At 65.4% G+C, this 23,862-nt stretch carries 20 protein-coding genes; 6 read left to right on the forward strand and 14 right to left on the reverse strand.

Features of this window, described 5'->3' with window-relative positions; genetic code table 11:
• Window positions 1-34 precede the first annotated feature (34 nt).
• Window positions 35-844, reverse strand: a complete 810-nt coding sequence (gene phnC, locus SO139_RS16050) for a phosphonate ABC transporter ATP-binding protein (protein ID WP_449378170.1) — start codon at window positions 842-844, stop codon at window positions 35-37.
• A gap of 174 nt (window positions 845-1,018) precedes the next feature.
• Between phnC and SO139_RS16055 the strand changes: the two genes are divergently transcribed.
• The 3 genes from SO139_RS16055 to SO139_RS16065 are packed head-to-tail and all read left to right on the forward strand — an operon-like array spanning window position 1,019 to window position 3,595.
• The gene (locus SO139_RS16055; protein WP_449378171.1) at window positions 1,019-1,687 is read left to right on the forward strand and encodes an LbetaH domain-containing protein; all 669 of its coding nucleotides are present in this window, start codon (window positions 1,019-1,021) and stop codon (window positions 1,685-1,687) included.
• Window positions 1,684-2,877 carry an alpha-D-ribose 1-methylphosphonate 5-triphosphate diphosphatase gene (locus tag SO139_RS16060; protein ID WP_449378172.1) on the forward strand — a complete coding sequence of 398 codons (1,194 nt, stop codon included), beginning with the start codon at window positions 1,684-1,686 and terminating at the stop codon, window positions 2,875-2,877. Before SO139_RS16055 ends, SO139_RS16060 begins: the two co-directional genes overlap by 4 nt.
• Before the next feature lie 19 nt (window positions 2,878-2,896).
• The gene (locus SO139_RS16065; RefSeq protein ID WP_449378173.1) at window positions 2,897-3,595 is read left to right on the forward strand and encodes a DUF1045 domain-containing protein; all 699 of its coding nucleotides are present in this window, start codon (window positions 2,897-2,899) and stop codon (window positions 3,593-3,595) included.
• A 3-nt stretch (window positions 3,596-3,598) separates the two neighbouring features.
• Here SO139_RS16065 and SO139_RS16070 read toward each other — a convergent pair whose 3' ends face one another.
• From SO139_RS16070 to SO139_RS16100, 7 genes are all read right to left on the reverse strand, one after another.
• On the reverse strand, window positions 3,599-4,192 hold the full coding sequence (locus tag SO139_RS16070) for a hypothetical protein (protein WP_449378174.1): 594 nt from the start codon (window positions 4,190-4,192) through the stop codon (window positions 3,599-3,601).
• 83 nt (window positions 4,193-4,275) lie between these two features.
• Window positions 4,276-5,676 (reverse strand): selenium-binding protein SBP56-related protein, encoded by a 1,401-nt coding sequence (locus tag SO139_RS16075; protein ID WP_449378175.1) that lies wholly within the window; start codon window positions 5,674-5,676, stop codon window positions 4,276-4,278.
• Window positions 5,677-5,960: 284 nt separating this feature from the next.
• A complete protein-coding gene (locus SO139_RS16080) occupies window positions 5,961-6,902 on the reverse strand; it encodes a dihydrodipicolinate synthase family protein (RefSeq protein WP_449378176.1) in 942 nt (313 codons plus the stop codon).
• A 142-nt stretch (window positions 6,903-7,044) separates the two neighbouring features.
• Window positions 7,045-9,126 (reverse strand): methyl-accepting chemotaxis protein, encoded by a 2,082-nt coding sequence (locus tag SO139_RS16085; RefSeq protein ID WP_449378177.1) that lies wholly within the window; start codon window positions 9,124-9,126, stop codon window positions 7,045-7,047.
• A 176-nt stretch (window positions 9,127-9,302) separates the two neighbouring features.
• On the reverse strand, window positions 9,303-10,073 hold the full coding sequence (locus SO139_RS16090) for an enoyl-CoA hydratase (RefSeq protein WP_449378178.1): 771 nt from the start codon (window positions 10,071-10,073) through the stop codon (window positions 9,303-9,305).
• Between the two features lie 13 nt (window positions 10,074-10,086).
• Window positions 10,087-10,455, reverse strand: a complete 369-nt coding sequence (locus SO139_RS16095) for a MarR family winged helix-turn-helix transcriptional regulator (RefSeq protein ID WP_449378263.1) — start codon at window positions 10,453-10,455, stop codon at window positions 10,087-10,089.
• Between the two features lie 139 nt (window positions 10,456-10,594).
• Complete coding sequence (locus tag SO139_RS16100) at window positions 10,595-11,254, reverse strand: TetR/AcrR family transcriptional regulator (RefSeq protein ID WP_449378179.1); 660 nt, start codon at window positions 11,252-11,254, stop codon at window positions 10,595-10,597.
• A gap of 90 nt (window positions 11,255-11,344) precedes the next feature.
• On the opposite strand from SO139_RS16100, the gene SO139_RS16105 reads away from it, so the two are divergent.
• The 3 genes from SO139_RS16105 to SO139_RS16115 all read left to right on the forward strand — a co-directional run bounded on the left by SO139_RS16105 (window position 11,345) and on the right by SO139_RS16115 (window position 16,037).
• Entirely contained in the window at window positions 11,345-12,643 is a 1,299-nt protein-coding gene (locus SO139_RS16105) for an HlyD family secretion protein (protein ID WP_449378180.1), read from the forward strand.
• A complete protein-coding gene (locus SO139_RS16110; RefSeq protein WP_449378181.1) occupies window positions 12,585-14,204 on the forward strand; it encodes an MDR family MFS transporter in 1,620 nt (539 codons plus the stop codon). Before SO139_RS16105 ends, SO139_RS16110 begins: the two co-directional genes overlap by 59 nt.
• A gap of 105 nt (window positions 14,205-14,309) precedes the next feature.
• Window positions 14,310-16,037, forward strand: a complete 1,728-nt coding sequence (locus SO139_RS16115) for an ATP-dependent Clp protease adaptor ClpS (RefSeq protein ID WP_449378182.1) — start codon at window positions 14,310-14,312, stop codon at window positions 16,035-16,037.
• A gap of 153 nt (window positions 16,038-16,190) precedes the next feature.
• On the opposite strand, the gene SO139_RS16120 is transcribed toward SO139_RS16115, so the two are convergent.
• From SO139_RS16120 to SO139_RS16145, 6 genes are all read right to left on the reverse strand, one after another.
• On the reverse strand, window positions 16,191-16,640 hold the full coding sequence (locus SO139_RS16120; RefSeq protein WP_449378183.1) for a host attachment protein: 450 nt from the start codon (window positions 16,638-16,640) through the stop codon (window positions 16,191-16,193).
• A 133-nt stretch (window positions 16,641-16,773) separates the two neighbouring features.
• Entirely contained in the window at window positions 16,774-18,390 is a 1,617-nt protein-coding gene (locus SO139_RS16125; RefSeq protein ID WP_449378264.1) for a tannase/feruloyl esterase family alpha/beta hydrolase, read from the reverse strand.
• A 141-nt stretch (window positions 18,391-18,531) separates the two neighbouring features.
• Window positions 18,532-19,986 carry a GntP family permease gene (locus SO139_RS16130; protein ID WP_449378184.1) on the reverse strand — a complete coding sequence of 485 codons (1,455 nt, stop codon included), beginning with the start codon at window positions 19,984-19,986 and terminating at the stop codon, window positions 18,532-18,534.
• Window positions 19,987-19,989: 3 nt separating this feature from the next.
• Window positions 19,990-21,006 (reverse strand): patatin-like phospholipase family protein, encoded by a 1,017-nt coding sequence (locus SO139_RS16135; RefSeq protein WP_449378185.1) that lies wholly within the window; start codon window positions 21,004-21,006, stop codon window positions 19,990-19,992.
• A 191-nt stretch (window positions 21,007-21,197) separates the two neighbouring features.
• The gene (serA, locus tag SO139_RS16140; protein ID WP_449378186.1) at window positions 21,198-22,442 is read right to left on the reverse strand and encodes a phosphoglycerate dehydrogenase; all 1,245 of its coding nucleotides are present in this window, start codon (window positions 22,440-22,442) and stop codon (window positions 21,198-21,200) included.
• Between the two features lie 125 nt (window positions 22,443-22,567).
• Complete coding sequence (locus tag SO139_RS16145; RefSeq protein WP_449378187.1) at window positions 22,568-23,800, reverse strand: rhodanese-like domain-containing protein; 1,233 nt, start codon at window positions 23,798-23,800, stop codon at window positions 22,568-22,570.
• Between the last annotated feature and the right edge of the window lie 62 nt (window positions 23,801-23,862).

The raw sequence follows: 23,862 nt of genomic DNA on the forward strand, positions 1-23,862 counted from the left end.
TGGACGCGGTAAACGCAAAAACTTGGGTCGGGGCTCAGGCGGCGGCAGCGCTGCCGAGCGCTGGAACGGCTTCGGGCGCCGGCAGTGGCACGCCACCCATGACTTCGCTGGCTTCGAGATCGTAGAGCTCACGCGCGACGTGCTCGGTGAGCGCCGACGGCGCGCCGTCGAACACCACGCGGCCCGCCGCCATGCCGATCAGACGGTCGCAATAGCTGCGCGCCAGATCGAGCGAATGCAGGTTGCAGATCACGGTGATGCCGAAATGCTTGTTGATGCGCAGCAGCGCATCCATCACGATTTTCGTGTTGCGCGGGTCGAGCGAGGCGATCGGCTCGTCGGCGAGGATGAGATCAGGCTGCTGCACCAGTGCGCGAGCGATCGCGACGCGCTGCTGCTGGCCGCCGGAAAGCTGGTCGGTGCGCTGCGCCGCGAGCGAGGCCATGTCGAACTGCTCGAGCGCCGACATCGCCAGCGCCCTGTCCTCCTCTAGCCAGGCCTGCGTCAGCGAGCGCCAGGCCGGCATCGCGGCAAGGCGGCCCATCAGCACGTTGGTGAGCACGTCGAGGCGGCCGACGAGATTGAACTGCTGGAAGATCATCGCGGCGCGGGCGCGCCATTGCCGCAGCTCCTTGCCGCGCAGCGCGGTGACGTCGACGCCGTCGAACAGGATGCGCCCCTCCGTAGGCGTCACCAGGCGGTTGATGGTCCGCAGCAAGGTCGACTTGCCGGCGCCCGAGCGGCCGATCACGCCGACAAAGCCGCCGGGAGCAACCTCAAACGAAGCACTGTCCACCGCGGCTTTTGTGCCGAAGCGGCACGTCAGACCTTCAAGCACCAGCATGCAGGAGCTCCCAACTAGCTGGGCCCAACCGCTAACGCCGCCGCTTTACATTTGTGTGACAGGGGCAGGGCAGTGCGGCGATGCTACGCACGCCATCCCCCGTCATCTCTTCGTCATGACATCGTCATCAAGGCGCTCGAAGACGAACGCCCCTCTCCCGTTGACGGACGCATCATGGTCGCCAAAGCGCTTTCGGTCCAACCGACCATCGATTCCACGGCCAAGCTTCACGAGATCAAGCTCGGCGCCTATTGCGAGGTCGGCGCGCGCACGATCCTGCACGAGGTGACGATGGGCGACTATTCCTACGTCGTGAACGATTCGCAGATCACCTACACGACGATTGGAAAATTCTGCTCGATCGCAGCGATGACGCGTATCAATCCTGGCAATCACCCGATGCAACGCGCCAGCCAGGCGCATTTCACCTATCGTGCGAGTGCCTACTTTCCGGGCGAGAGCGACGAGGCCGAGTTCTTCGACTGGCGGCGCCAGCATCACGTTTACATCGGTCATGATGTCTGGATCGGCCATGGCGCGATCGTGCTGCCAGGCCGCAATATCGGCACCGGCGCCGTGGTAGCCGCAGGCGCCATCGTCACCAAGGACGTCCCCGCCTACACCATCGTCGCCGGCAATCCGGCCCGTCCGGTCCGACGGCGGTTCTCCGACGAGATCGCCGACCGCCTGGCAAGGCTCGCCTGGTGGGACTGGCATCACGAAAGCTTGCGTGAGGCCTTGCCTGATTTCCGCAAGCTTGGGATTGAAGATTTCCTCGCAAAGTACGAAGCACGGATCGTTGCCAACCAGTCCTCTCCCAGCAAGCGAAGCATCCCCGCGTGACTGAAATTTATCTTGAAGGCGGCCGGGCACTGATCGGCTCGGAGATCGTCGAAACCTCACTCGTCCTGTCCGGGCAGGAAATTGCAGCAATCGATCGCGGCCGCGCACGTGCGCCACTTGCGATCGACGCCCGGAGTCTTTTGGTCTTGCCGGGCATCGTCGACCTGCATGGCGATGCCTTCGAGCGGCAGATGATGCCGCGCCCTGGCGTCGACTTCCCGATCGACGTGGCGCTCGCCGACAGCGACCGGCAGGTGATCAGCAACGGCATCACCACCGTCTTCCACGGCACGACCTGGTCGTGGGAGCCGGGCCTGCGCTCTGGCGACAATGCACGGCGCCTGCTGGTGGCGATCGAACGCTTGCGGCCGCAATTTGCCGCCGATACCCGCTTCCATCTGCGGCACGAGACCTACAATCTCGACGCGGAGGACGAGATCGGCCAATGGCTCGCCGAAGGACGGATCGATCTGTTCGCCTTCAACGATCACATGGCTGCGACCATCCGCGATCTTTCAAAGCCGAACAAGCGCGGCCGCTTGGTTGACCGGACCGGACTGTCCGACACGGCTTTCGAAGAGCTGGTCGGTCGCGTCGCCGCTCGCGCGGCGGACGTCCCGGCGACGACCGCGCGGCTTGCTGCGGCGGCCCGCGCGGCCGAGGTACGGATGCTCTCGCATGACGATTCGACACCGGCGGTGCGCAAGGCGTATCGTGACATGGGCGCCACGATCGCCGAATTTCCGGTCAACGAAGAGACGGCGCGCGCGGCCGCGGAGGCCGGCGACGCCATCATCTACGGCGCGCCCAACGTGGTGCGCGGCGGCAGCCATACTGGCTGGACCAAAGCCTCCGACATGATCGCCAAGGGACTCTGTTCGGTGCTGGCCTCGGACTACTACTATCCGGCGCAACTGCTCGCCGCCTTCCGGCTCGCGGCCGATGGCGTGCTGCCGCTGGCGCAGGCCTGGAAGCTGATCTCGGAAGCTCCGGCAGAGGCCGCGGGCCTGTCCGATCGCGGAACGATCAAGGAAGGACGGCGCGCCGACATCCTGCTGGTCGACGACACCGTGCCGCTGCGGCCGCGGGTGGTCGCGGTGATCGCTGCAGGCAAGCTCGTCCACCTCACCGATGGCTCGCGCCTGCTGGGCTCAGCCGCGGCGCCGCGTGAGGCTGTCGCCGCCGTCTAAACCCGCTATAGCTGAGGCGATGACAGGTTTTCCCCGCTACGCGATCTACTATGCCGCCGATGCCGAGAGCGTGCTATCGCGCTTCGGCGCCGGGCTGCTCGGCTATGATGCCCATGGCGGCCGCGAGTCGCCCTTCCCTGCAGAGGCGCTGCACCTTGCAACCGATTGGCATGACGTCACGGCCGATCCCCGCAAATATGGTTTTCACGGCACGCTGAAGGCGCCGATGGCGCTGGCGGGGGGCAAGACCGAGGCCGAACTGGTAGCGGCGTGCGCAGCGTTCGCTGGCAAGCCGCGGCCGATCCCCGTGATTCGTCCGATCGTGGATTCCATCAGCGGCTTCATTGCGGTGATCCCGGCCGAGCCCGTCGGCGAATTGACACAGCTCGCCGCCGATTGCGTGCGCGATTTCGATGCGTTTCGTGCGCCGCTGACGGCGAACGATCGCGCGAGGCGCAACCCGGATAGGCTGCCCGAGCGGCAGCGCGATTATCTCGATCGCTGGGGCTACCCCTACGTGATGGAAGAATTCCGCTTTCACATGACGCTCACGGGCCGGCTCGATGCGGAGCGGCGTGGGCCGATCGTCGAGATGCTGCGGAAGCGGTTTGCCGAGCTGCGCCTTGTGACGCTCGCCATCGACCGCATCGCGCTGTTCCGACAGGAAAACGCAGCGGCACGCTTTCACATCATCGGAGAGTGGCCATTGGCGACGTAGGGCTCATCGCCAGCTCGCGAGATTGAGTGCGAGCGCGGCTGCGCCAACGAAGATGAGGCTCGCGGCCCAGACCGCGTCCAGATTGAACCAGCTTCGCGACACGAACTTAAGACCGAGATAGCGGTAGACCAGCCACGCAAGGCAACCACCCGCGAAGACCATTGCGACGACGTGCGCAAGCGAAACCAACACCGCCATCGCAAGATTTGCCGTGATGAGGGAGCCGGCTGCTTGGTGGCCGACGTCGAGGTCCGCGACCTGGCATAGCCCGAGATAGATCGGCACCAGCATCAACGCGGCGCCATGGGCAAGAGCGATGGCAAACGACCACAGCGCCAGCTGCGTTGGCGGTATCCGCGCCAGTGCCCGCGGATGGCGCCTGTTGATGAAGCGAAAGATGCCGAAACCAATCACGAGGAGGCTCGCGCCGAGTTGGATCGGACGCTGCCATTCGGCCAGGGTCAGCAACAGCGCGAACGGCAGGAGCACCAGGAATGTCGCCAGCAGATGGCCGGCCGATAGAGCGCCCAGCGCTCCAAACAGCGCAGTCGGGCTTCGTTCCATGAGCCCTGCCGAAACCGCGAGCGGCCATCCCATCCCCGGATTGAGCCCGTGATAGATGCCGCTCGCAATAAGAGCGAGCCAGAGCCAGACAAGTGTCCGGCTCGCCTCTCCCCAATCTAGGCCGACGGATAGCAAAAGGAATCCGTCGAACAGTCGCCGCCCTCAAGTCTGATCTGGTGCGCCCGGTAGCCGTCCGGGAAGCTGACGAAATAGTCGCTCGCGAGTTCGAGGCCGCCGTTGCGACCGACATTGGCCATCACTTCGACGCCGGGAACGCCATCGGGATAGAACTGGTCGTCCCAGGTCGAGTAGAGCGAGTTGGTCCAGTACACCCGCTTGCCGTCGCGGCTGATCTCGACCATCTGCGGGCCACCTGCATATGCCTTGCCGCTCGGATGCGGCGCGCGGCGCACGATGCCTCCGGTGTACACCGAGCCCGCGAGCTTGGGTTTCCGGGGATCGCTGACGTCGTACTGGCGCATCTCGCCGGTGCCCCAGCAGGAGACGTAAAGGAACCTGTCGTCCATCGACAGATCGATGTCGGTCACCAGTGGCGGGACGGCACCAAACCCCTGCAAAAGCGGCGGAAGCTTTTCTTTGGCGGCAGGCTCCGGCGGGATGGTCGCGGTCTTCTCGGCATGGAATTTTCCGCCTTCGCGCCACCAGGTCCAGATCGAGCCTTCCAAATTGGTGGTATCGACCACCACGCCGGCAAAGCCGTACTCACGAACCGGATCGTGCGCGGGCCGCACCTCCAGCGCCATCTGATGGTTCGCACCGAGATCGATGGTCTGGACGTTGCGCCGTGCCCGGAGATCCCAGAAATGGAGCCGGTGGCCATATTTGTTCGACAGCAGATCTTCGGGAACGATGCCGTTCTCGAATTGCGGCGGCAATCCCCACTCGCTCGTCACCATGTAGTCGCGCGGCAGATTCCACCAGAAGTCATAGTGCAGCGTCTGCGGACCGCGATCGATCTCCCAGCGACCGAGCACCTCGAACGTCTCGCAATCCATGATGAAGACGCCGGGAGGCCCGCTCGTGCCGTCCTTGCCGCCGCCGCCGAGCGTGCTGACGTAGATGCCGTCCGGCCCGCAATGGATGGTGTGTGGTCGCGAGTAGCCGGTTTTCTTGAAGACTTCCTCCGGCTCGATGATCTTGAGAATCTTAGCTTGGGTCGGATCGGGCCTGGTGTCGATGATGTAGATGCGCGATGAGCGCAGGCCGGGAATGATGAGATAGCGTCGCTCGATGAACGCATGTCCGGCGAGCGGAGACAATGCGGATGAGCAGGCATTCCATCCAAAGTGATGAAACTCGTCGCCCTTGTTCGGCATCGTCACGGTGTGGACGATCTTGCTATAGGTCGGCGATCCCGGCTTGACGTCGATGACCGCGAGTGCGTCGGGCTTGGAGAAATCCGGGCTGAGCAGCAACGTATAAGCGAAATTTTCGGGCGGCGCTTCCATCGCGAGTCTTGGCGATGCGTGGAAGGTCGGATCTGGCCGCATTGTCATGGCACTGCCTCCCTGTTTGCGTCGGCTTGCGCCAACCTGGCCCGGGATAACGGCATAATGAAGTGCTGACGCGCGATGTCTCGAGGTGCTGCGCGGGCCTGGTTGGCCCGGGAACATTACGTCATCGCACAGTCGCGCGAAACCGGCCGAAGCGCGCCAATCCGACGCTTCGCCCAAACGGCAGGGCTATCGCATAGGGATTCCTACTGTTCCTGCAGCCGCCGCTTCAACAAGCTCGGTGTCGTCCCCGCGCAGGCGGGGACGACAGCGGAATATGTGGCTCGCTACTTCCCCCAGCGCAGCGCCAACGCGTCGCGTTCCTTGGCGAGCTCGAGCAGGCCCGCGCGCGTGGCCGGGTGCAGCGGTTGCAGGGGATGGCGCACGGCGTCGGACTTGATCACGCCGCCGGCCTGCATCATCGCCTTGCAGGCGATCAGGCCGCACTGGCGGTTCTCGTAGTTGATCAGCGGCAGCCAGCGCTCATAGGCGGCCTTCGCCTCCTCGCGCTTGCCAGCGAAATAGGGATCGATGATCTGACGGATGCCGTCGGGATAGCCGCCGCCGGTCATCGCGCCGGTGGCACCGGCGTCGAGATCGGCCATCAGCGTGATGGCTTCCTCGCCGTCCCACGGGCCTTCAATATCCTTGCCGCCCGCCTCGATCAGGCCGCGCAGCTTTGCGGCAGCGCCGGGGACCTCGATCTTGAAATAGCGGATGTTGGAAAACTCCCGTGCCAGCCGGGCCAGCAATTCCACCGACAGCGGCGTGCCCGCGACCGGCGCGTCCTGGATCATGATCGGAATTTCGATCGCCGCCGACAGCACCTTGAAGAATTCGACGATGCCCTTCTCAGGTACGCGGAAGGTCGCGCCGTGATAAGGCGGCATCACCATCACCATGGCGGCGCCGGCGGCCTCCGCCTGCTTGCTGCGCGCCGCGCACACGGCCGAGGAGAAATGGGTGGTGGTGACGATGACGGGGACGCGGCCGGCGACATGCTCCAGCACGGCATGCATCACGGTCTCGCGCTCGGCGTCGGTCAACACGAACTGCTCGGAGAAATTGGCGAGGATGCAGATGCCATTCGAGCCGGCATCGATCATGAAATCGATGCAGCGACGCTGGCCCTCGAGGTCGAGCTCCCCACGCTCGTTGAAGATCGTGGGGGCGACGGGAAAGACGCCCCGATACGGACGCTGGGCTTTGCTTTGGGGCGTGGCCGACATCGAAACTTACTCCCTGGATTTCTTGCCGCGACTTTCTGGTGGGCCGCCCGCAATGCCGCGCGAGCATGGTACCGCTACCATTTAGCGCGGTCGCGCAGCTGCGGCAATGCCGATCGCGGCGGGAACTTCAGATCTGACGAGTCTACGCCGCCCGCACGGCGCCCAGGAAGCCCTCGACCGCCACGCGCAGGCGGTCGGCATCGGCCGACATCTTCTTGACCGACTCCGTCAACACGGTGCCGGCATTGCCGGTCTCGCGGTTGAGGCCGGCGACGCTGCCGATGGTATCGGTCACCTCGCGGGTGCCGAGCGCGGCCTGCTGGAAGTTGCGCGAGATTTCGGTGGTCGCCGCGCGCTGCTCCTCGACGGCCGCAGCGATCGCCGTCATCTTCTCGTCGATGCCGCTGATCGCCCCGCCGATCGACCGGATCGCGGAAACCGCCTGCCCCGTCGCGGACTGGATCTCCGCGACCTGGCGCGAGATTTCCTCGGTCGCGGTCGCCGTCTGCGACGCCAGACTCTTGACCTCGCCGGCGACCACGGCGAAGCCCCGGCCCGCCTCGCCGGCACGCGCCGCCTCGATGGTGGCGTTGAGCGCGAGAAGGTTGGTCTGGCCGGCGATGGCGTGGATCATCTTCACGACCTCGCTGATGCGGCTCGCCGTCTGATCGAGGATCTCGACCGTCGCATTGGTCTGCTCGGCCTGCGCGACCGCCTCGCGCGCCTCGCGCGCACTGGCCTGCACCTGCGCAGAGATCTCGCCGACCGATGCCGACAGCTCCTCGGTCGCGGCCGCAATGGTCTCGAGATTATTGGTGGCCTGCTCGGCCGCGGAGGACACCGCAGCCGTCTGGTTGCTCGACTCCGAGACCAGCGAACGCACACCCGTCGCCGTGGCGTCGAGCTCCCTCGTCGATTCGGCAACGTTATGAATCACCGCCTGCACGGTGTCGTCGAAACGCCGGCAAGCCGCGTCGACCGCGCCCGAGCGGGCGAGTTGCTGGGCTTGCTGCGCCTCGCGCTCCTGACCGAGCCGCTCCGCCGTCGCCGCGCTCTCGCGCAGGCTCTCGAGCGCTGACGCCATGGTGCCGAACTCGTCGGGGTATTTCAACTGCGGCACCGGCGTTGCGTAGTCGCGCGCGCTGATCCGCGCGATCGCGCCCATCAGCGATTGCACCGGCCGCACCAGGCGATTGCGCACCACGAACACGCCGGTCAGGGTCACGGTCAGCGCCGCAAGGAAGGCCAGCGACTGCACCACGAGTTTGGTGAGCGCCGTCTCCTGCACGGCTTCCGCGCGCGCGATCGACTGGTCGAGCGCCTTGTTGGCGACGGCGACGATCGGCCCGAACGGCGACTGGCAGAGCGCATTCCACTCCTGCGCGGCAACGGCTGGACGGCCGCTGCCGTCGAAATTCCTGGTGAGCTGCGAAATCTGCTGCACGACCGAGTCGGTTTTCGCATGCGCCTCCTTGGCTGCCGAGACGAGATCTGCGGTCACATCAGGCGCGGCGAGGAGTTCCTCGATTCCGGTCCAGCCTGCGCCGACGACGCCGTTCCATTGCGCCACGTTCAGCTTCTGGGTCTCGTCGAGCGGCTTGCTGGCGTTCACGTTGGGGCGCAACGCCGAGCACTGGATGCCGTAGCGGTCGCGCACCTGCCAGGCGAGGCGGCGAACCTGGATCATCCGGGCGATGAAAGGATCGTTCATCCAGGCGCGGTTCGAGACCGCGGTGGAGGCGAGGTTCGCAGTGTCGATGGTCTTGGTCACCGCATCGTACCAGGAGTTGGTGCGGTCGATCTTGCGCTCGGCGCGCGGACGCGCGGCTTCCTCGAAGAACAAGCGGAATTGCGGCGCGGCCTCGCTCCAGCGTTGCTTCAGCGTGCTTGCAAGCTCGTCGCGGCGGGCGAACTCGACGGTCTCGACGGCCGCGGCAATCGAATCATAGCCGCCCTGCTCGAGCTTCTCGACCTCACTCAAGCGGGCGCGCGGATCGTCCTCGCCGAGCAGCGCGCTCTGCGCATCGCCGCGGTTGGTCCGCAGCGACAGCACGCCCTGAAAAATGGCCTTGTCGGCGGCAGCGAGCCGCCCGGTCTCAAGGCTGTCCCGATAACGGCCGAAGGCGCCGGCCATCTGGATCGCCGTGCTGGTCAGGGCGCCCACGGCCAGCAGGGCCATCAGCACCAGGAGAAGCGTGCTTACCGATTTCCTAATTATCGTCATTGGCAGGGCGTCCAGTTTCGTGCGGCGGCACTGTGCCGCGCGACCTGCCAACGTTCCGTTAAGGTTCTAATTGAATTGGCTGCAATGCAAATCTGCCGCAACGACTGGTTGGTCTAGACAATGAATCTGGACGAACGGCCGAGGAGGCCGGCGCGCTGCGCCGGCCTCACGCGAGGTCACGCAACCTTGGTGAAATCCGGCGGGCGGCGCTCGGCAAAGGCGGTGAAGGCCTCCCGGGCCTCCGCGGTACGCAGGCGCTGTGCGAACTGCTCGCCTTCGGCCGTCATCTGCGCGACCAGCGCCTCACCGTTTCGCATCAGCCGTTTGGTGGCGATCAGCGCGCCGGCCGGCTGCTTTGCGAGGCGCTGCGCGAGCGCGGCAACCTCGACATCGAGCTTGTCGAGCGCCACGATCCGGTTGGCGAGACCCCATTCGAGCGCGGTATTCGCCGGCACGGCCTCGCCAAGCGCGAACATCTCGTAGGCGCGGACGTGACCGATACGCAGCGGCATCAACAGGCTCGAGGCCGCCTCCGGCACCAACGCCAGGCTGACGAACGGCGTCGACAACAGCGCATTGTCGGCGAGCACGACGAGATCGCAATGCAGGAGCATCGTGGTGCCGACGCCGACCGCGCGGCCCTGGACGGCCGCCACCAGCGGGCGCGTGCAGCGCGCCAGCGACTGGATGAACCTGACGACGTTGCGGCTGCCCTCGGATTTGCCGGTGGCAACCGCGGCGAATTCGCCAACGTCGTTGCCAGCCGTGAACATGTCGCCCTCTCCGCGGATCAAGAGCACGCGGACCGACGGATCGGTCTCGGCGCCCTCGATGGTATCGGCGAGCTTGCCGTACATCGCATCCGTCAGCGCATTCTTCTTATCGGGGCGCGCCAGGGTCAGCGTCAACACGCCATTGGTCATCTCGGTTCGGACATGCTCGGTCATGGAACGGCTCCTCTCATTCGTCTGTTGCTCGTGGAAACTTGGTTTGAACGCTCGCCAGCCAGCGTGCGACGATGTCGATCTCGGCGCTGGAAAATCCTTCCGTCAGCGCCGCGTTGATGTCCGCGGCAGCCGCCTTCGCACGCGCCTCGGCCACACGGCCCTTCGGCGTCAACCAGACGCGCCAAGCGCGACCGTCTTCGCGGTCGGCCCGCCGCTCGACCAGCCTTGCCGCGGCCATCCGGTCGACGAGACCGGAGATGCCCGCCGGCCCAAGATCGAGCGCGGCCCCCGCCTCGCCCATCAGCACGCCGTCCTGTCGGCCGAGGATGAACAGAAGGCCCGCCTGAGATGGCGTCACCTCGCTCTCCGGCTGCGCCGCCATGAAGCGCTGCAGCCGGCGCTGCGCGACGTTCAGGAGGTAGATCAGCCGATGGTGCCTTACGGCTGTCACGCGCGGCGCAATTTATTTCGCATGCGAAATATATAGTCCGACGCAACCGGTCTGTAAAGCGGCCGCGGCGTCAAGCCGGCGCGACGCGACAGCCGTCCAAAAACAAGACCGCGGCGGTGCGGACGCGGCGCTCGATCTCCTTGCGCGACGGCAACGGCACACCGCCATAGATCGCGGCGCGCTGAGGGGCCGAGACGGCCATGCCGATCAGCATGCCCGCGGCCTCCTCGACATTGTCGAGCGCAAGGCGCTCTGTCTTCACCTGGACGCGCAGCCAGCGCGCCAGCGCGGCCGCCGTACGCGCAATGCCGTTGCGGTAGAAGGTCACGGCGAGATCCGGGAACGCGGCGGATTCCTGTAGCACGATGCGCTGCAGTGCGACGACCTCCGGATCGAGCGCGAGCTCGGCGCAGGCGAGCAGCACGGTGGATAGGGCCTCCGCAATGTCGGCGTGATCGATGCCTTTGAGTTGCACGTCGGAAAGCTGCCGGTCGAGCCGATCGGCGACCATGGCCTCGAACAACGCCGCCTTGGCCGGAAACAGCCGATAGAGCGTCTTGGTAGAAATGCCGGCGCGGCGCGCCAGCTCCTCGGTGCTGGTCGCCGCGTAGCCGTTCTCGGCAAAGGCGTGCCGTGCGGCGTCGAAGATGATCTGACGCGTCTCGCTGTCATCGCGCAGTGGCGGCCGTCCGCGGGGGCGGTATTCGCTGGAAGATTTTTCCTGAGCCATGTCTTTACATGATGCCTGTCATTCTATTGACAGTTTTCAAGCTAGTCGTATTTTGGAAATCGTCAAGTTTCCTAATTCAGGGAGCCGCCCATGTCCGTCCACACCAGCCCATCCAAGATCGAAGCCACAGGGGTTCCGGCCAGTCTGCCGCAGAGCCTGCTGCCCGCCGAAACGGCGTCCGCCCCACCCAGAAAGTTCAACCTTCGCAAGCTGTTGCTTGCCGGTGTCGCAGCTGCCGCGCTGGCCGGCGCGAGCTGGTACGGTTACGACTACTGGACGGTCGGCCGCTTCCTCGTCTCCACCGATGACGCCTATGTGAAAGCCGACAACACCACCATCGCGCCGAAGGTCAGCGGCTATCTCGTCCAGGTGCAGGTCGCCGATAACGAGCACGTGAAGGCGGGCCAGGTGCTGGCCCGGATCGACGACCGCGACTTCAAGGTCGCGCTCGACCAGGCCCGCGCCGACGTTGCGGCCGCGAGCGCCACCATCACGAGCAAGGAGGCGCAGCTCGAGGTTCAGCAGGCGGTGATCGCGGCAGCCAAGGCGACGATCGACGTCGACACTGCAACCAAGACCTTCGCGGGCCAGGAGAACAAGCGCTACACGGACCTCGCTGCGACGGGCTACGGCAGCGTGCAGAATGCGCAGCAGGCACAGGCGCGCGATGCCGGCGCAAACGCCGCCATCCAGCGCGACACCGCCAATCTCGCCTCCGCCCTCAAGCAGGTCGATCTGTTGAAGGCCGAGATCGTGCAGGCCAGGGCCGCTCTCGCCCGCGCGGAAGCCGTGCAGCACCAGGCCGAGCTCAATCTTGGCTACACGACACTCGTCTCCCCGATCGACGGCGTGATCGGCAACCGCACACTTCGCGTCGGCCAGTACGTGCAGGCCGGCACGCAGTTGATGTCGATCGTGCCGGCCGATGGCGCCTATGTGGTCGCCAACTTCAAGGAGACCCAGCTCACCAACGTGCATGCCGGCCAGACGGTCGACATCGAGGTCGATATGTTCCCGGGCCAGGTCGTGCATGGCCATGTCGATTCGATCGCGCCCGCGAGCGGTCAGGAGTTCGCGCTGCTGCCGCCCGACAACGCCACCGGCAACTTCACCAAGGTGGTTCAACGCATCCCCGTCAGGATCGCGCTCGACGCCGAGAACGCGCCGTCGATCGCGCTGCGGCCGGGCATGTCGGTGATCCCGACGATTGCGACGCGTTCCAGCGCGCCTGCCGCGCTGGCAGCGACTGCACCCAAGGCAAATCAGACCAAGGCAAATCAGACCAAGACAAATCAGACCACGGCAAACCAGACCTCCGGAGGGTCGCGCCATGTCCAGCAGCCCCTCAATCCCAGCGCCCGCACGCTCGATTCCGGCCGCGACGCCTGATCGCGTCGTCACTGACCCGAATCGCGCCAGCGCCACGATCTGGATCGCCGTCTTCGCGGCGATGATCGGCGCCTTCATGGCGATCCTGAACATCCAGATCACCAACGCCTCGCTGCTCAACATCGAGGGCGGCATCGGCACCGGCGTCGACAACGGCTCCTGGATCTCGACGTCCTATCTGATCGGCGAAATCATCGTCATCCCGCTCACCGACTATTTGTCGCGCGTGTTCTCGTTCCGTAACATCATCCTGAGCTTTGCGACGCTGTTTGCGGCATTCTCCGTCGCCTGCGCCTTCACCCACGACCTGCCCTCGATGATCGCGATGCGCGGCTTGCAGGGCTTCTTCGGCGGCGTGCTGATCCCGATGGCCTTCACGCTCGTCTTCACCAAGCTGCCCAAGGGCCAGCAGCCGATTGGCCTTGCGATGTTCTCGCTCGCGGTGACCTTTGCGCCCGCGATCGGCCCGACCATCGGCGGCTATCTCACCGAGAATTACGGTTGGCAGACCATCTTCTTCGTCAACGTCGTCCCGACCGCGGTCATGGTCACCACGCTGTTCTTCACGCTGGAGCGCCAGCCGCTTCAGCTGGGCCTGCTGCGCGAAGGCGACTGGTTCGGCATCGCCACAATGGCCGTCGGCCTGGCCTCGCTCCAGGCCGTGCTCGAGGAAGGCAACAAGGACGACTGGTTCGGCTCGCCCTTCATCGTGCGACTTGCCATTGTCGCGGCCGTCAGCCTCGCGCTGTTCATCTACAATGAGCTGGTCGTGGAAAAGCCGCTGTTGCGCCTGCGGTTGCTCACGCAATGGAATTTCGGCGTCGGCACGATCGCCTCGGTCTTCCTCGGCTTCGCTCTGTTCGGCTCGGTCTATCTGCTGCCCGCCTATCTCGGCCAGGTGCAGGGCTACAACGCCGAGCAGATCGGCAACGTGCTGGCCTGGACCGGCCTGCCGCAGCTTCTCTTGATTCCGCTGGTGCCGAAGCTGATGCAGCGCTTCGATGCCCGCTATATCGCGACCGTCGGCCTGCTGCTGTTCGCCACGAGCTCCTTCATGAACATCATGATGTCGCTCGATTATGCGGGCGATCAGTTCCTCGCGCCCAACGTCGTGCGAGCGGTCGGCCAGGCGCTGACGCTGGCGCCGCTCTCCGCGCTCAGCCTCGGCAGCGTCGCGCCGCAGGACGCGGCCGCCGCCTCCGGCATCTCCAACATGATGCGCAACCTCGGCGGCGCGATCGGCACCGCCGTGCTCGCGACCATCGTTACCAAGCGCGAGCAATTCCATTCCAACATCATCGGGCAATCCGTGACGCTCGGCCGCGAGGAGGTCCGCGGCCGCATCGCGCAGCTCACGAACTACTTTGTCGCCCATGGCGTGCCGGATCCCAACGCCGCGCATGAGCAGGCCGTCATCGCGCTCGGCAAGCTGGTCAAGCGCCAGGCGCTGGTGATGGGCTTTTCCGACACCTTTGCCGTGATCGGCGTCGTGCTGGTGCTGGCCGCGATCGCGGTGCTGCTGATGCGGCGCGGCAAGGTGGCGGGCGGCCCGGCGCACTAGGCGTCGCCCATCCATTTTTTGAGCGGCCGTCACGCTTGACGGCCGCCATTTTTTATGTTCTTTCTTTGTTCCATTCAAGTTTAAGTTGTAGCACGAGTTAATTTCATGATGAGTGATATGTACAGCGATGGCGGCGGGCCGGCCCAGCTCGTGATTCATGATGATGAAGATACGCCGGAGGAATTCGTAATCGAGCTGCTGCGCCGGGTTTTCGGCAAGTCGGAGCGTGACGCGGTCGCGCTGATGACCCGGATTGAGCGGGAGCAACGAGCAGGTTGCGGCCCCTACCCGCGATCCGTCGCCGATGCCCTTCTCAAATCTGCGCTGCAGCACATTCAATTTGCGGGTCACGGCCTGCGGATCACGCTCGAGCCGGTCAAGACGAGTTGCGAACTTTGCGGCAAGCCCGAGGCGCAGACCGACGTGCGGCTCGGGAGCCGTACGATCTGGTTGTGCAGCGACTGCATGCGTGCGGCAGGCAACACGGGCCATGAGCCGGAAGAAGAGGAGTTCGAATATGCCTGCGAGGTTCTGGACCGGCATTTTACCGGCGTCCCGCTCAGCAAGCTCGTCACCACGGTTCGCCAGTTTCCAGGACACATGCGCGCGGACGTCCAGGCGGCCATCGATCGGCTGCTCGCCTCCGCGATCCGGTTGTTCGGCATCAACGACGAACAACGCTACGAGACGCTGTCGATTGCGAGACTTCTGCGTGACGGCCGCCATGCGCAGGCGATTGCACCGCTGCAATATTTCGATGTCGACGTTGGCGAGAACAATCCGGTCAAGTGCCTCGACAACGGGCTGTGGCTGTGCACGCAGGGCGATCTCCGCTACGCGGTACTGCTCTGCGCGCATCGTGAATACAGCCGTGAGGCCGGAATTCGGATCGAAATCGCCGTACCCTCGGGCATCGCAGGCGCGGCCCTCGTCCAGCGATGCTTCGGCGAGCTGGAGCAGGCGATGCAGGCCGCGCGCACCTATCGCGGCAAAATCCTCTCGCTCGACGCCGACCGCGATTATCGCGGCCGCTCTCGCGGCATCACCGTACACCGCCTGCCGCTGGTCGCACGCGACGAGGTCATCCTGCCGGAGCAGACCCTGCGGCTGCTTGATCGCAACGTCCTGAGATTCGTCGGCACCCGCGATCAATTGCGCCAGCTCGGCCAGTCGACGCGCAAGGGCATTTTGCTGTACGGCCCGCCGGGCACCGGCAAGACGCACACAATCCGCTATCTCGCGACGCATTTGCCCGGGCATACGACCCTGATCATCACCGCCGAGCAAATGGGCCTTCTCGGCGCGTATATGAGCCTGGCGCGGCTCCTCCAGCCCTCGATGGTGGTGATCGAGGATGTCGATCTCATCGCCCGCAACCGCAATGACATGGGTCCGTGCGAGGAATCGCTGCTGAACAGGTTGCTCAACGAGATGGACGGGCTGAAGGAGGATGCAGACATCCTGTTCGTCCTGACCACCAACCGGCCGGAGGACCTCGAAGGTGCGCTTGCCGGCCGGCCCGGCCGCATCGACCAGGCCATCGAAGTGCCTCTCCCCGACGAGATCGGCCGCAGCAGGCTGGTACGACTCTACGGCAAGGGGCTGCCGCTCGATGACGCGATCATCATCGAAGCGGCGCGGCGCAGCGAAGGTACGAGTTGCGCCTTCATCAAGGAATTGATGCGGCGGCTGGCACAGGCGAGCCTGGCGCGTGACGGTGGCCATTCCGTCATCTCAGCCGACATCAATGAGGCGCTCGACGACATGCTGTTCTCCGGCGGTCGCCTCAATGCGCAGCTGCTCGGCGGCGCGCAGGCGATGGCGGCGGGATGATGACCGTTCTCGCCGCTGGAGCATGATCCGGAAAAGTGTGAAGCGGTTTTCCCTCGCGACAAACGCGGAACGCGTTTGCGCGGAGATCATGCTCAAACGAAAATCTAAAGCGCGATGACGATTCATTCCAATCTCATCGCGCTTTAGACTGGTCTAGTACTCCGCCGCGAGATGCCGGGCGATGTCGTCGACCGGAAGCCGCGTCAGGTCCTTGGGCAGTTCGCCGACGATGCGCGCCTTGACGTCCGCATGGAACGCGTCGCGCAGGTCCGCCAATGCGCGTGGCGGTGCAATGACGACGAGCGCCTTCACGTCGCGCTCGCGGACGAGCTGCTCCATCGCGGCTGCGACACGCCGGGCGAAGCGATGCTCCTCGATATCGTGCCAGTCGGTCGGCTGGACCGCCGCCCTTTGCCCTGTCGGCTTGCTGACACGGCCGGGACGATCGGTCCCCTGTTCGCGCGTCGGCGGATTATCATCTGCGAACACGTCCTCGGTTTTCAGGTTCGGCTTCGCGGGATTGCCTTCGTTGCGCAGGAACAGCGCCTTGCAGCCGTCGCCGATGAAGACGAAGGCGCCGTGGGGGATCATCAGGCCGCTCATGTCGACGCTCCAGCTTTCGTTTCGACATTCAACCCTTCATCCGCAAGCGGGTTGATTCAAATCAACGCGAGCCCACCACGGCGAGATGCGTATGCTGTGCTGACCAAGGCGTGAGCACGGGAACTTGTGCCGCCTACTGCGCACAGAAGAAGCTCGCCGACTCCGTCACCGGCCCCGCCTCGTAGTGTGGCCAGGCCGGCCAGCGGCACAGCGGCAGCGCGCGCACAACCGAGAACGCCGGCGCCTCGACCTTCTGCTCGGTGACCTCGAGGTCGCCGGGCGCCTTGCCCTTCTCGACCCAGTCGATCAGCACGCTCAGCATATCGACATTTGCCGGCGCGCCGGAGCCGACATGGTCGACGCCGGGCGCCGTGTAGAGCCTTGCGAACAAATCCGTCGTCGCCGAGCCCATCAAGCGCTCGACGTTCTCGAAATAGCGGATGCCGGCATAGGGGCTCTGCGCATAGTCGGCCATATGCTCGAGCATGATCAGGCGGCCGCCATGCATGCGAAAGCGGCGGAGGTCGGGATTGGTCGAATCCATCAGTTGGGAGACTTCGAGCAAACGCGCGCTGTGGTCTTCGGGCTTGTAGGTGGTGACGTCGAGCTTGGGGTCGCGTGCAAAGACATATTGAATTGTACCTGCGCCATAGATCCAGGCGATGCCGTTGTTCGGCGCCGGCGGCTGCGCGGGCGCCGCGGTCCCAAGCCACCACGCCGTCCATCCACCGGTCGGGCCGCCGGATGACGTATCCTCGCCCGACACGCCCCAGCCCGGATAATCATCGAGGCCGTTGGCGAGTGGAAACGGGAATTTGTAAGCGTCGTGCAGGGTGTCGATCGCCTTGATCTGCGCGTCGGTGAGGCATCGGTCGTCACTCTGGCCGCTCGCACAGCGCAGCTTCTGAGGCTTGAAGATCGATTTGCAGCCGACAGGATCCTGCACCAGCGCATCGTCGGTGCCGTCGGCCTTGTCGCAGGCGGCGCGCACCGCGTCACCCACGAGCTTCACCTGGGCCGGCCTGATCCAGCCGTCGCCCATGGTCGCCAGCCCGGACCGGGTGCCGGCGTGCTGCAAGCCGACCCAGTTGATCACCGGCACGCGCGAAAAAATGCCGTCGAAATCCTCGGGGTAGCGCTGCGCCATGGTCAGTCCTTCGCGGCCGCCCTCGGACGAGCCCATGAAGTACATCTTCTCAGGTCTCTTGCCGTAGGCGCGCTCCATCAGGGTGACGGCTGCGTCGCGCACCTTCTTGTAGGCACGATGGGAAAAGTTCTCGAACGCCTCGTCATTGAGCGCGAAGGCCTGAGGCGGCTCGCCCGGCCTGGTCTCATGGCCGGAATCGGTGCCATAGGTAACGAAGCCGCGCGCGAGAGGCGATGGCTTGTCGAAGGGATAGGACGGCGGCAGCGCAAGGCCGGTGATCAGAACGCCGTTGAATCCGCCGCCGCCATATTGCAGCGAGCGCCCGCTCCATTCGACCGGCAGGTTGACCTGGAACTTGATCGGCGGCGCTTTTGGGTCTGTTGGCTCGATGTGAGCGAGCACCTTGCAGAAAGCTGGACTAGCCGGGGTGACACGTCCCGACGGTGTCGGTCCGCGTTCGGCGACGGCGAGCGGCGACGGCGCCTGGATCGCCGCGGAGTCGATCTTGATGGCACCGGCGTCCGAAGCGAGGCCCCTGCAGACGTTGTCGGCATCCTCGGCCAGCGTCAGCGCGGATGCGCCGTCGACATGAGCCATGGCCATCAGCAGGCTCGCGGCGCAGACATGCATATTGATCTGAGAACGCGTCATCGTTTCCACCCGGATCTCTTGTTATCACGGCAAGCGTCGCATTGAACGCAGCGCGCGGGCGTCCGTCAATCGCGAGCGCGGGATTGCCCACGGTCAGAACGACCCCACGACGCTGCCGAGCGCGATGACGATGACCAACGCCAGCAGCGACGAGACGATGCCGACCATCACGATATCCCGGTAGCTCTCGCGGTGGGTCAGTCCGCAGATCGCGAGCAGGCTGACCACCGCGCCGTTGTGCGGCAGGATGTCCAGCGTTCCCGAGCCGATCACCGCCACGCGATGCATCAGCGCGAGGTCAACGCCGGCCTTTGCGGCGATCTCCACATAGGTCTGGCCGAGCGCGTCGAGCGCAATCGTGAGGCCGCCGGATGCCGAGCCGGTCAGCGCGGCCAGAATGTTGGTGGCGACCGCGAGCGACACCAGCGGTCCGCCCTCGATCGCGAGCACCCAGTCGCGCACTGTCCCGAAAGCCGGCAGCGCGGCGATCACCGCGCCGAATCCGACCAGGCTTGCAACGCTCAGCGCCGGCAGGACGGACGCATTCGCGCCGGCATCCATCGTCTGCCGCAACGACGCGAGCCTCGTCCAGTTCATGGCAATGGCCACGACGATCGCGACCGCAAGCGCAACCGAGACAGACCATACGCCGGCGACGGCGGACAAGGACGTGCCGCCCCAACGCGGCTCACCCAGATAGGAGAAATCCAGCCGCGGCAACACCACTAGCGACATCACGAGATTGACGGCAACGACGACGATGAGCGGCACGACCGCGCTCAGCACCGGCGAGGGGGCCTCGCTGCGACGTCCATGGCGGATCTCCGCCGGATCGAATTCGCGGGCGAGCGTGGCGCGCTCGCGCAGCAATTCATCGTCAACGACGTCCTCGGCCGCCTCTTGCGTGTCTGCGCCAAAACCTTCGCCGGCGCGGCGGGCCGCGGCCTCCGCCCGCTGCAGCCACCACAAGCCCGTGCCGAGCATGATGAGGGAAGCGATGATGCCGAGCCCGGGTGCGGCGAACGGCGTCGTGCCGAAGAACGGCATCGGGATCGCGTTCTGGATCGACGGCGTGCCCGGCAGCGCCGACATGGTGAAGCTCGACGTTCCCAGCACGATCGCCGCTGGGATCAAACGGCGTGGAATCCCGGCGGCTCGAAACAGCGACTGCGCCATCGGCGCAATGACGAAGAAGGCGACGAACAGGCTGACGCCGCCATAGGTGACCAGCGCTCCTGCCAGCACGACAGCGAGGATCACGCGGCGTTCGCCGAGTCGCTGCGCCATGAAGGCGGCGACCGCCGTCACCGCGCCGCTATCGTCCATCAGCTTGCCGAAGACGGCGCCGAGCAAAAAGATCGGAAAGAACTGCGCAAGGAAGCCCGCGGCGCTCGCCATGAACACCTGCGTCAGGTTGGCGAGCAGCGGCTCGCCGCCGAATGCTGCGGCGACGAGCGCCGCGAACGGGGCAAGCAGCAGGACACTCCAACCGCGGAAAGCCAGCACCACGAGCAGGCCGAGCCCGACGAGAATGCCGAGAAGCCCCACGTCTCAGCACTCCGCCAGGAGAACATCGAGATCGGCGGTCGAGCGCCGGCCGACGTCCTCGCGGTGACGTTCGAGGAATTCGCTTGCAGCCAGCCGGCCCTCGGCGCGGAGCATCGAGACGAACTCCCATTCCGCATTCAGCTTGGAGGAGGCGCCGAACTTCGTCAGGATGTCGCTCTTGATCCGGTGCGTCCGCATCCGCGCCCAGCGCGCACCCTCGCCGCTTCCGGGATCGGCGGCCTGACGGAGCAGCGCGATCATGCGCAATTCCTTCATCAGCGGCGAGTTGAACGAAATCTCGTTGAGACGGTTGAGGATCTCCGCTGCGCTGCGCGGGTCTTCCGGCCGTTCCGTCGGATTGATCTGCACCAGGATGGTATCGCAGGCCTCGCTTTCACGGACCAGTGGCGTGATCGTCGGATTCCCGGCGAAGCCGCCATCCCAATAGGGCTCGCCGTCGATCTCGATGGCGCGAAACATGGTCGGAAGGCACGCCGAGGCCAGGAGAACGTCGGCCGTGATCTCCGCGTTGCGAAAGATCCGGCCCCGGCCGGTGCGCACCCGCGTCGCCGTGATGAACAGCTTGATCTCGGAACGCGCGAGGCGTTCGAAATCGATGCTCTCGGCGAGGACCTTGCGCAGAGGATTGTAATCGACCGGGAGGTCGTAGGGCGAGAACAACCGCGACATCAGGTCGGTGAAGACATAGGCCGGCGAGGTGTCTAGCGTCCAGCGTCCCATCAGGCGATCGAGCGGCGAGCGCTGCAGCGGGCTGAATGCCGCGGCGCGCGAAACGCGGCGCCAGTATTGATCCAGCGCCTCGCGCGCGCCCTCGGCGCCGCCTGCCGTCCATCCGTCGGCCAGCACCGCGGCGTTCATCGCTCCGGCGGAGGTCCCGGAGATCGCGACGACATCAAGCCATGTCTCTTCGAGAAGCCGATCGAGCACGCCCCAGGTGAACGCGCCGTGCGAGCCTCCGCCTTGAAGTGCAAGGTCGATCGGTATGAGGTCTCGGGCCATCGTGTCCGCACTCACGCAACTTAAGCTCAAGTTCGATGAGACTTTAGACGGGACTTGTTAGATGAGACTTGCCTTCAGCGCCCAGGTAACCACAGGTAGTGTAGAAAGTGAAAGGCGGGCCACGCAACAGCGCAGCCCGCCCGGACGCGTCACAGCGTCGTGATGCGAAAAGCCGCCAGTTCGGGCGCGCGTCAGTGTTCGAACACCAGCCGCGCGCCGATCGTGCCGTCGAGCCCACGGATCTGCTGGAGCAGCTCGTTCGAATCCTGGCCGCCAAGATCGGCATCGAGCACGACGTAGCCGAGCTCGCCATGCGTCTCCAGATACTGCGCGGCGATGTTGACGTCCCGCTGCAAGAACACCTCGTTCAACCGGCGCAGCATGCCCGGCACGTTGCGGTGAACGTGACTGAAGCGGACACCTGTGGGGCGAAGGTGGAGCTGCACCTCCGGGAAGTTGACCGCGCCCATGGTCGAGCCGGTGACGTAATAGTCGACGAGCTTGCGGGCTACCTCGCCGCCGATCCGCTCCTGCGCCTCTTCCGTGGAGCCACCGATATGCGGCGTGAGGATCACGTTGGTGAGACCCTGCAGCGGGCTTTTGAAGCGATCGGCGTTCGAGGAGGGCTCGACCGGGAAAACGTCGACGGCGGCGCCGGCGAGGTGCTCATCGCGCAACGCGCGCGCCAGTGCATCGAGATCGACGACGGTGCCGCGGCTGTTGTTGATCAGGAACGAGCCCGGCTTCATCAGCCGCAGCTCGCGCTCGCCGATCATGCCGGCGGTCTCCGGCGTTTCCGGCACATGCAGGCTGACCACGTCGCTCTGGGCCAGGAGGTCCTCGAGCTTCTCGACCGGCTCGGTGTTGCCGTGACGCAGCTTGTCTGTGCGGTCGAAGAAGATCACCCGCATGCCCATGGCTTCGGCAAGCGTGGAGAGCTGCGAGCCGATATTGCCATAGCCGATGATGCCGAGCGTGCGGCCCCGCACCTCGCGGCTGCCAGCCGCGGATTTATCCCAGCCGCCGTCATGCGCCGCGACCGAGCGCGAAAAGATCTGCCGCAGCAGCATCACGATCTCGCCGATGACGAGCTCGGCGACGCTGCGCGTGTTGGAGAACGGCGCATTGAAGACGGGAATGCCGCGCTTGCGGGCAGCGAGCAGATCGACCTGATTGGTGCCGACGCTGAAGCAGCCGACCGCGAGAAGCTGGTCGGCGGAGGCGAGCACATCCTCGGTAAGCTGGGTGCGCGAGCGGATGCCGAGCAGCGATACACCCTTCACGGCTTGCCGCAGTGCCTCGCCGTCGAGCGCCTTGGTCAGCCGCTCGACATTGGTGAAGCGGGCGCCCTTGAACAGGTCCACTGCGCTGTCATTGACGCCTTCAAGCAACAGGGCTTTCGCTGTCCTCTCAGGGGTCGGGGCTGTAGCTGGCATGGAATCTCCGTGGGTATCACCTTCGCGCGCGGCTTAGTCGCCGGCGAGGCTGAAGACAATATGATTCTCGCGTGGACACGGGAAGGCGGGGCATCTTGGCCTCTCGCCAGGCCCGCCTCACCCGCTCAGATCACGTAAAATCCGTGCGTCGCGTCGCGGCGGAGCTGCTCGACGAGGCCGTATTCCCAGTCGAGATAGGCCTGCATCGCACTTTCCGCGACATCGGTGCCCTCGTAGGGACGCCGGTACCGGTGCGCAGGATCGGGCTTGGGCAATACCTGCGGCGGTCCCACTTCGAGCGCGCCGTCATAGCCGCCCTCGAGCACGTAGACCTCCCAGCCCATCTGCGCAAGCCAGGACGCCGTCATGTCGGCGCGCACGCCTTTGTCGTCGGTCAGAAGGATGCGCGCGCCGCGCACGGGCGCCGCCATGTCGATCTCCTGAACGAGCTGGCCGCCGGCATAATGGCGGAAGCCTGCGAGATGACCACTCGCATAGTCCTCGGCGTCACGCACATCGAAGCGATACAGCGTCCGATGCGGTTGCGCAGCGAGCGATGCCGCCTCGCCCGCGCCGATGTGGCGAACGCCGGCACGATAGGCGACGTCGCGGGCATTGGCCGCGGCGCCCTCAAACGCTCCGACCGCACCACGCCGCCCGGCGCCGTGCTCGAGCGAGTGCTTGGCAAGAGTCCAGCCGATCGTGCCGTTGCGCAGCGCACGCACTTGATTCGGGATGCCCGCATTGATCAGCGACTGTGTGCCGATGATCGAGCGCGTGCGGCCGGCGCAATTGACGATGATGGTGGTGTCTGGATCGGGGGCCGCGCGGCCCGCGCGCAGCACGAGCTCGGCGCCGGGCACGCTGACCGAGCCCGGGATGTTCATGGTTGCATATTCGTCGAAGCGGCGAACATCCAGGATCGCGACATTGGCCTTGTCGGTAATCAGGCTTGCGACCTCGTCGGCGCTAAGCGAGGGCGTGTGACGGCGCGCCTCGACAAGCTCGCCAAAGGCCTTGGCATAGGAATTCACATCCTCGAACACTTCGTAACCGGCCGCGCGCCACGCATTGAGGCCGCCGTCGAGCGCGCGAAGATTTGTGTAGTCGAGCGCCCGCAGCCGTTCGGCGCCCGTCCCGACCAGACCCTCGCCGTCATCATAGAGAACGATACCTGCATCCTTGCGCGGCAGCCTCGCCTCGGCTTCGATCGCGATGCGCCCCGCCGCCATGTTGGCGGCAAACAGGGGATGACCCGTGGCAAACGCCGCCTCATGCCTGAGATCGAGCAGCGCAACCTCCTCGCGCAGCAGCAGCGCGCGACGGATATCGGCAGGGGTGACGGTGGGAAGCTTCATGGAGCGGCGGATCCTCGCGAGAATAAGTCTGCCGCTTTTGGACCATTGCCGCGGCCTTGGCT

It is taken from the genome of Bradyrhizobium sp. UFLA05-89 (genome assembly GCF_059803475.1).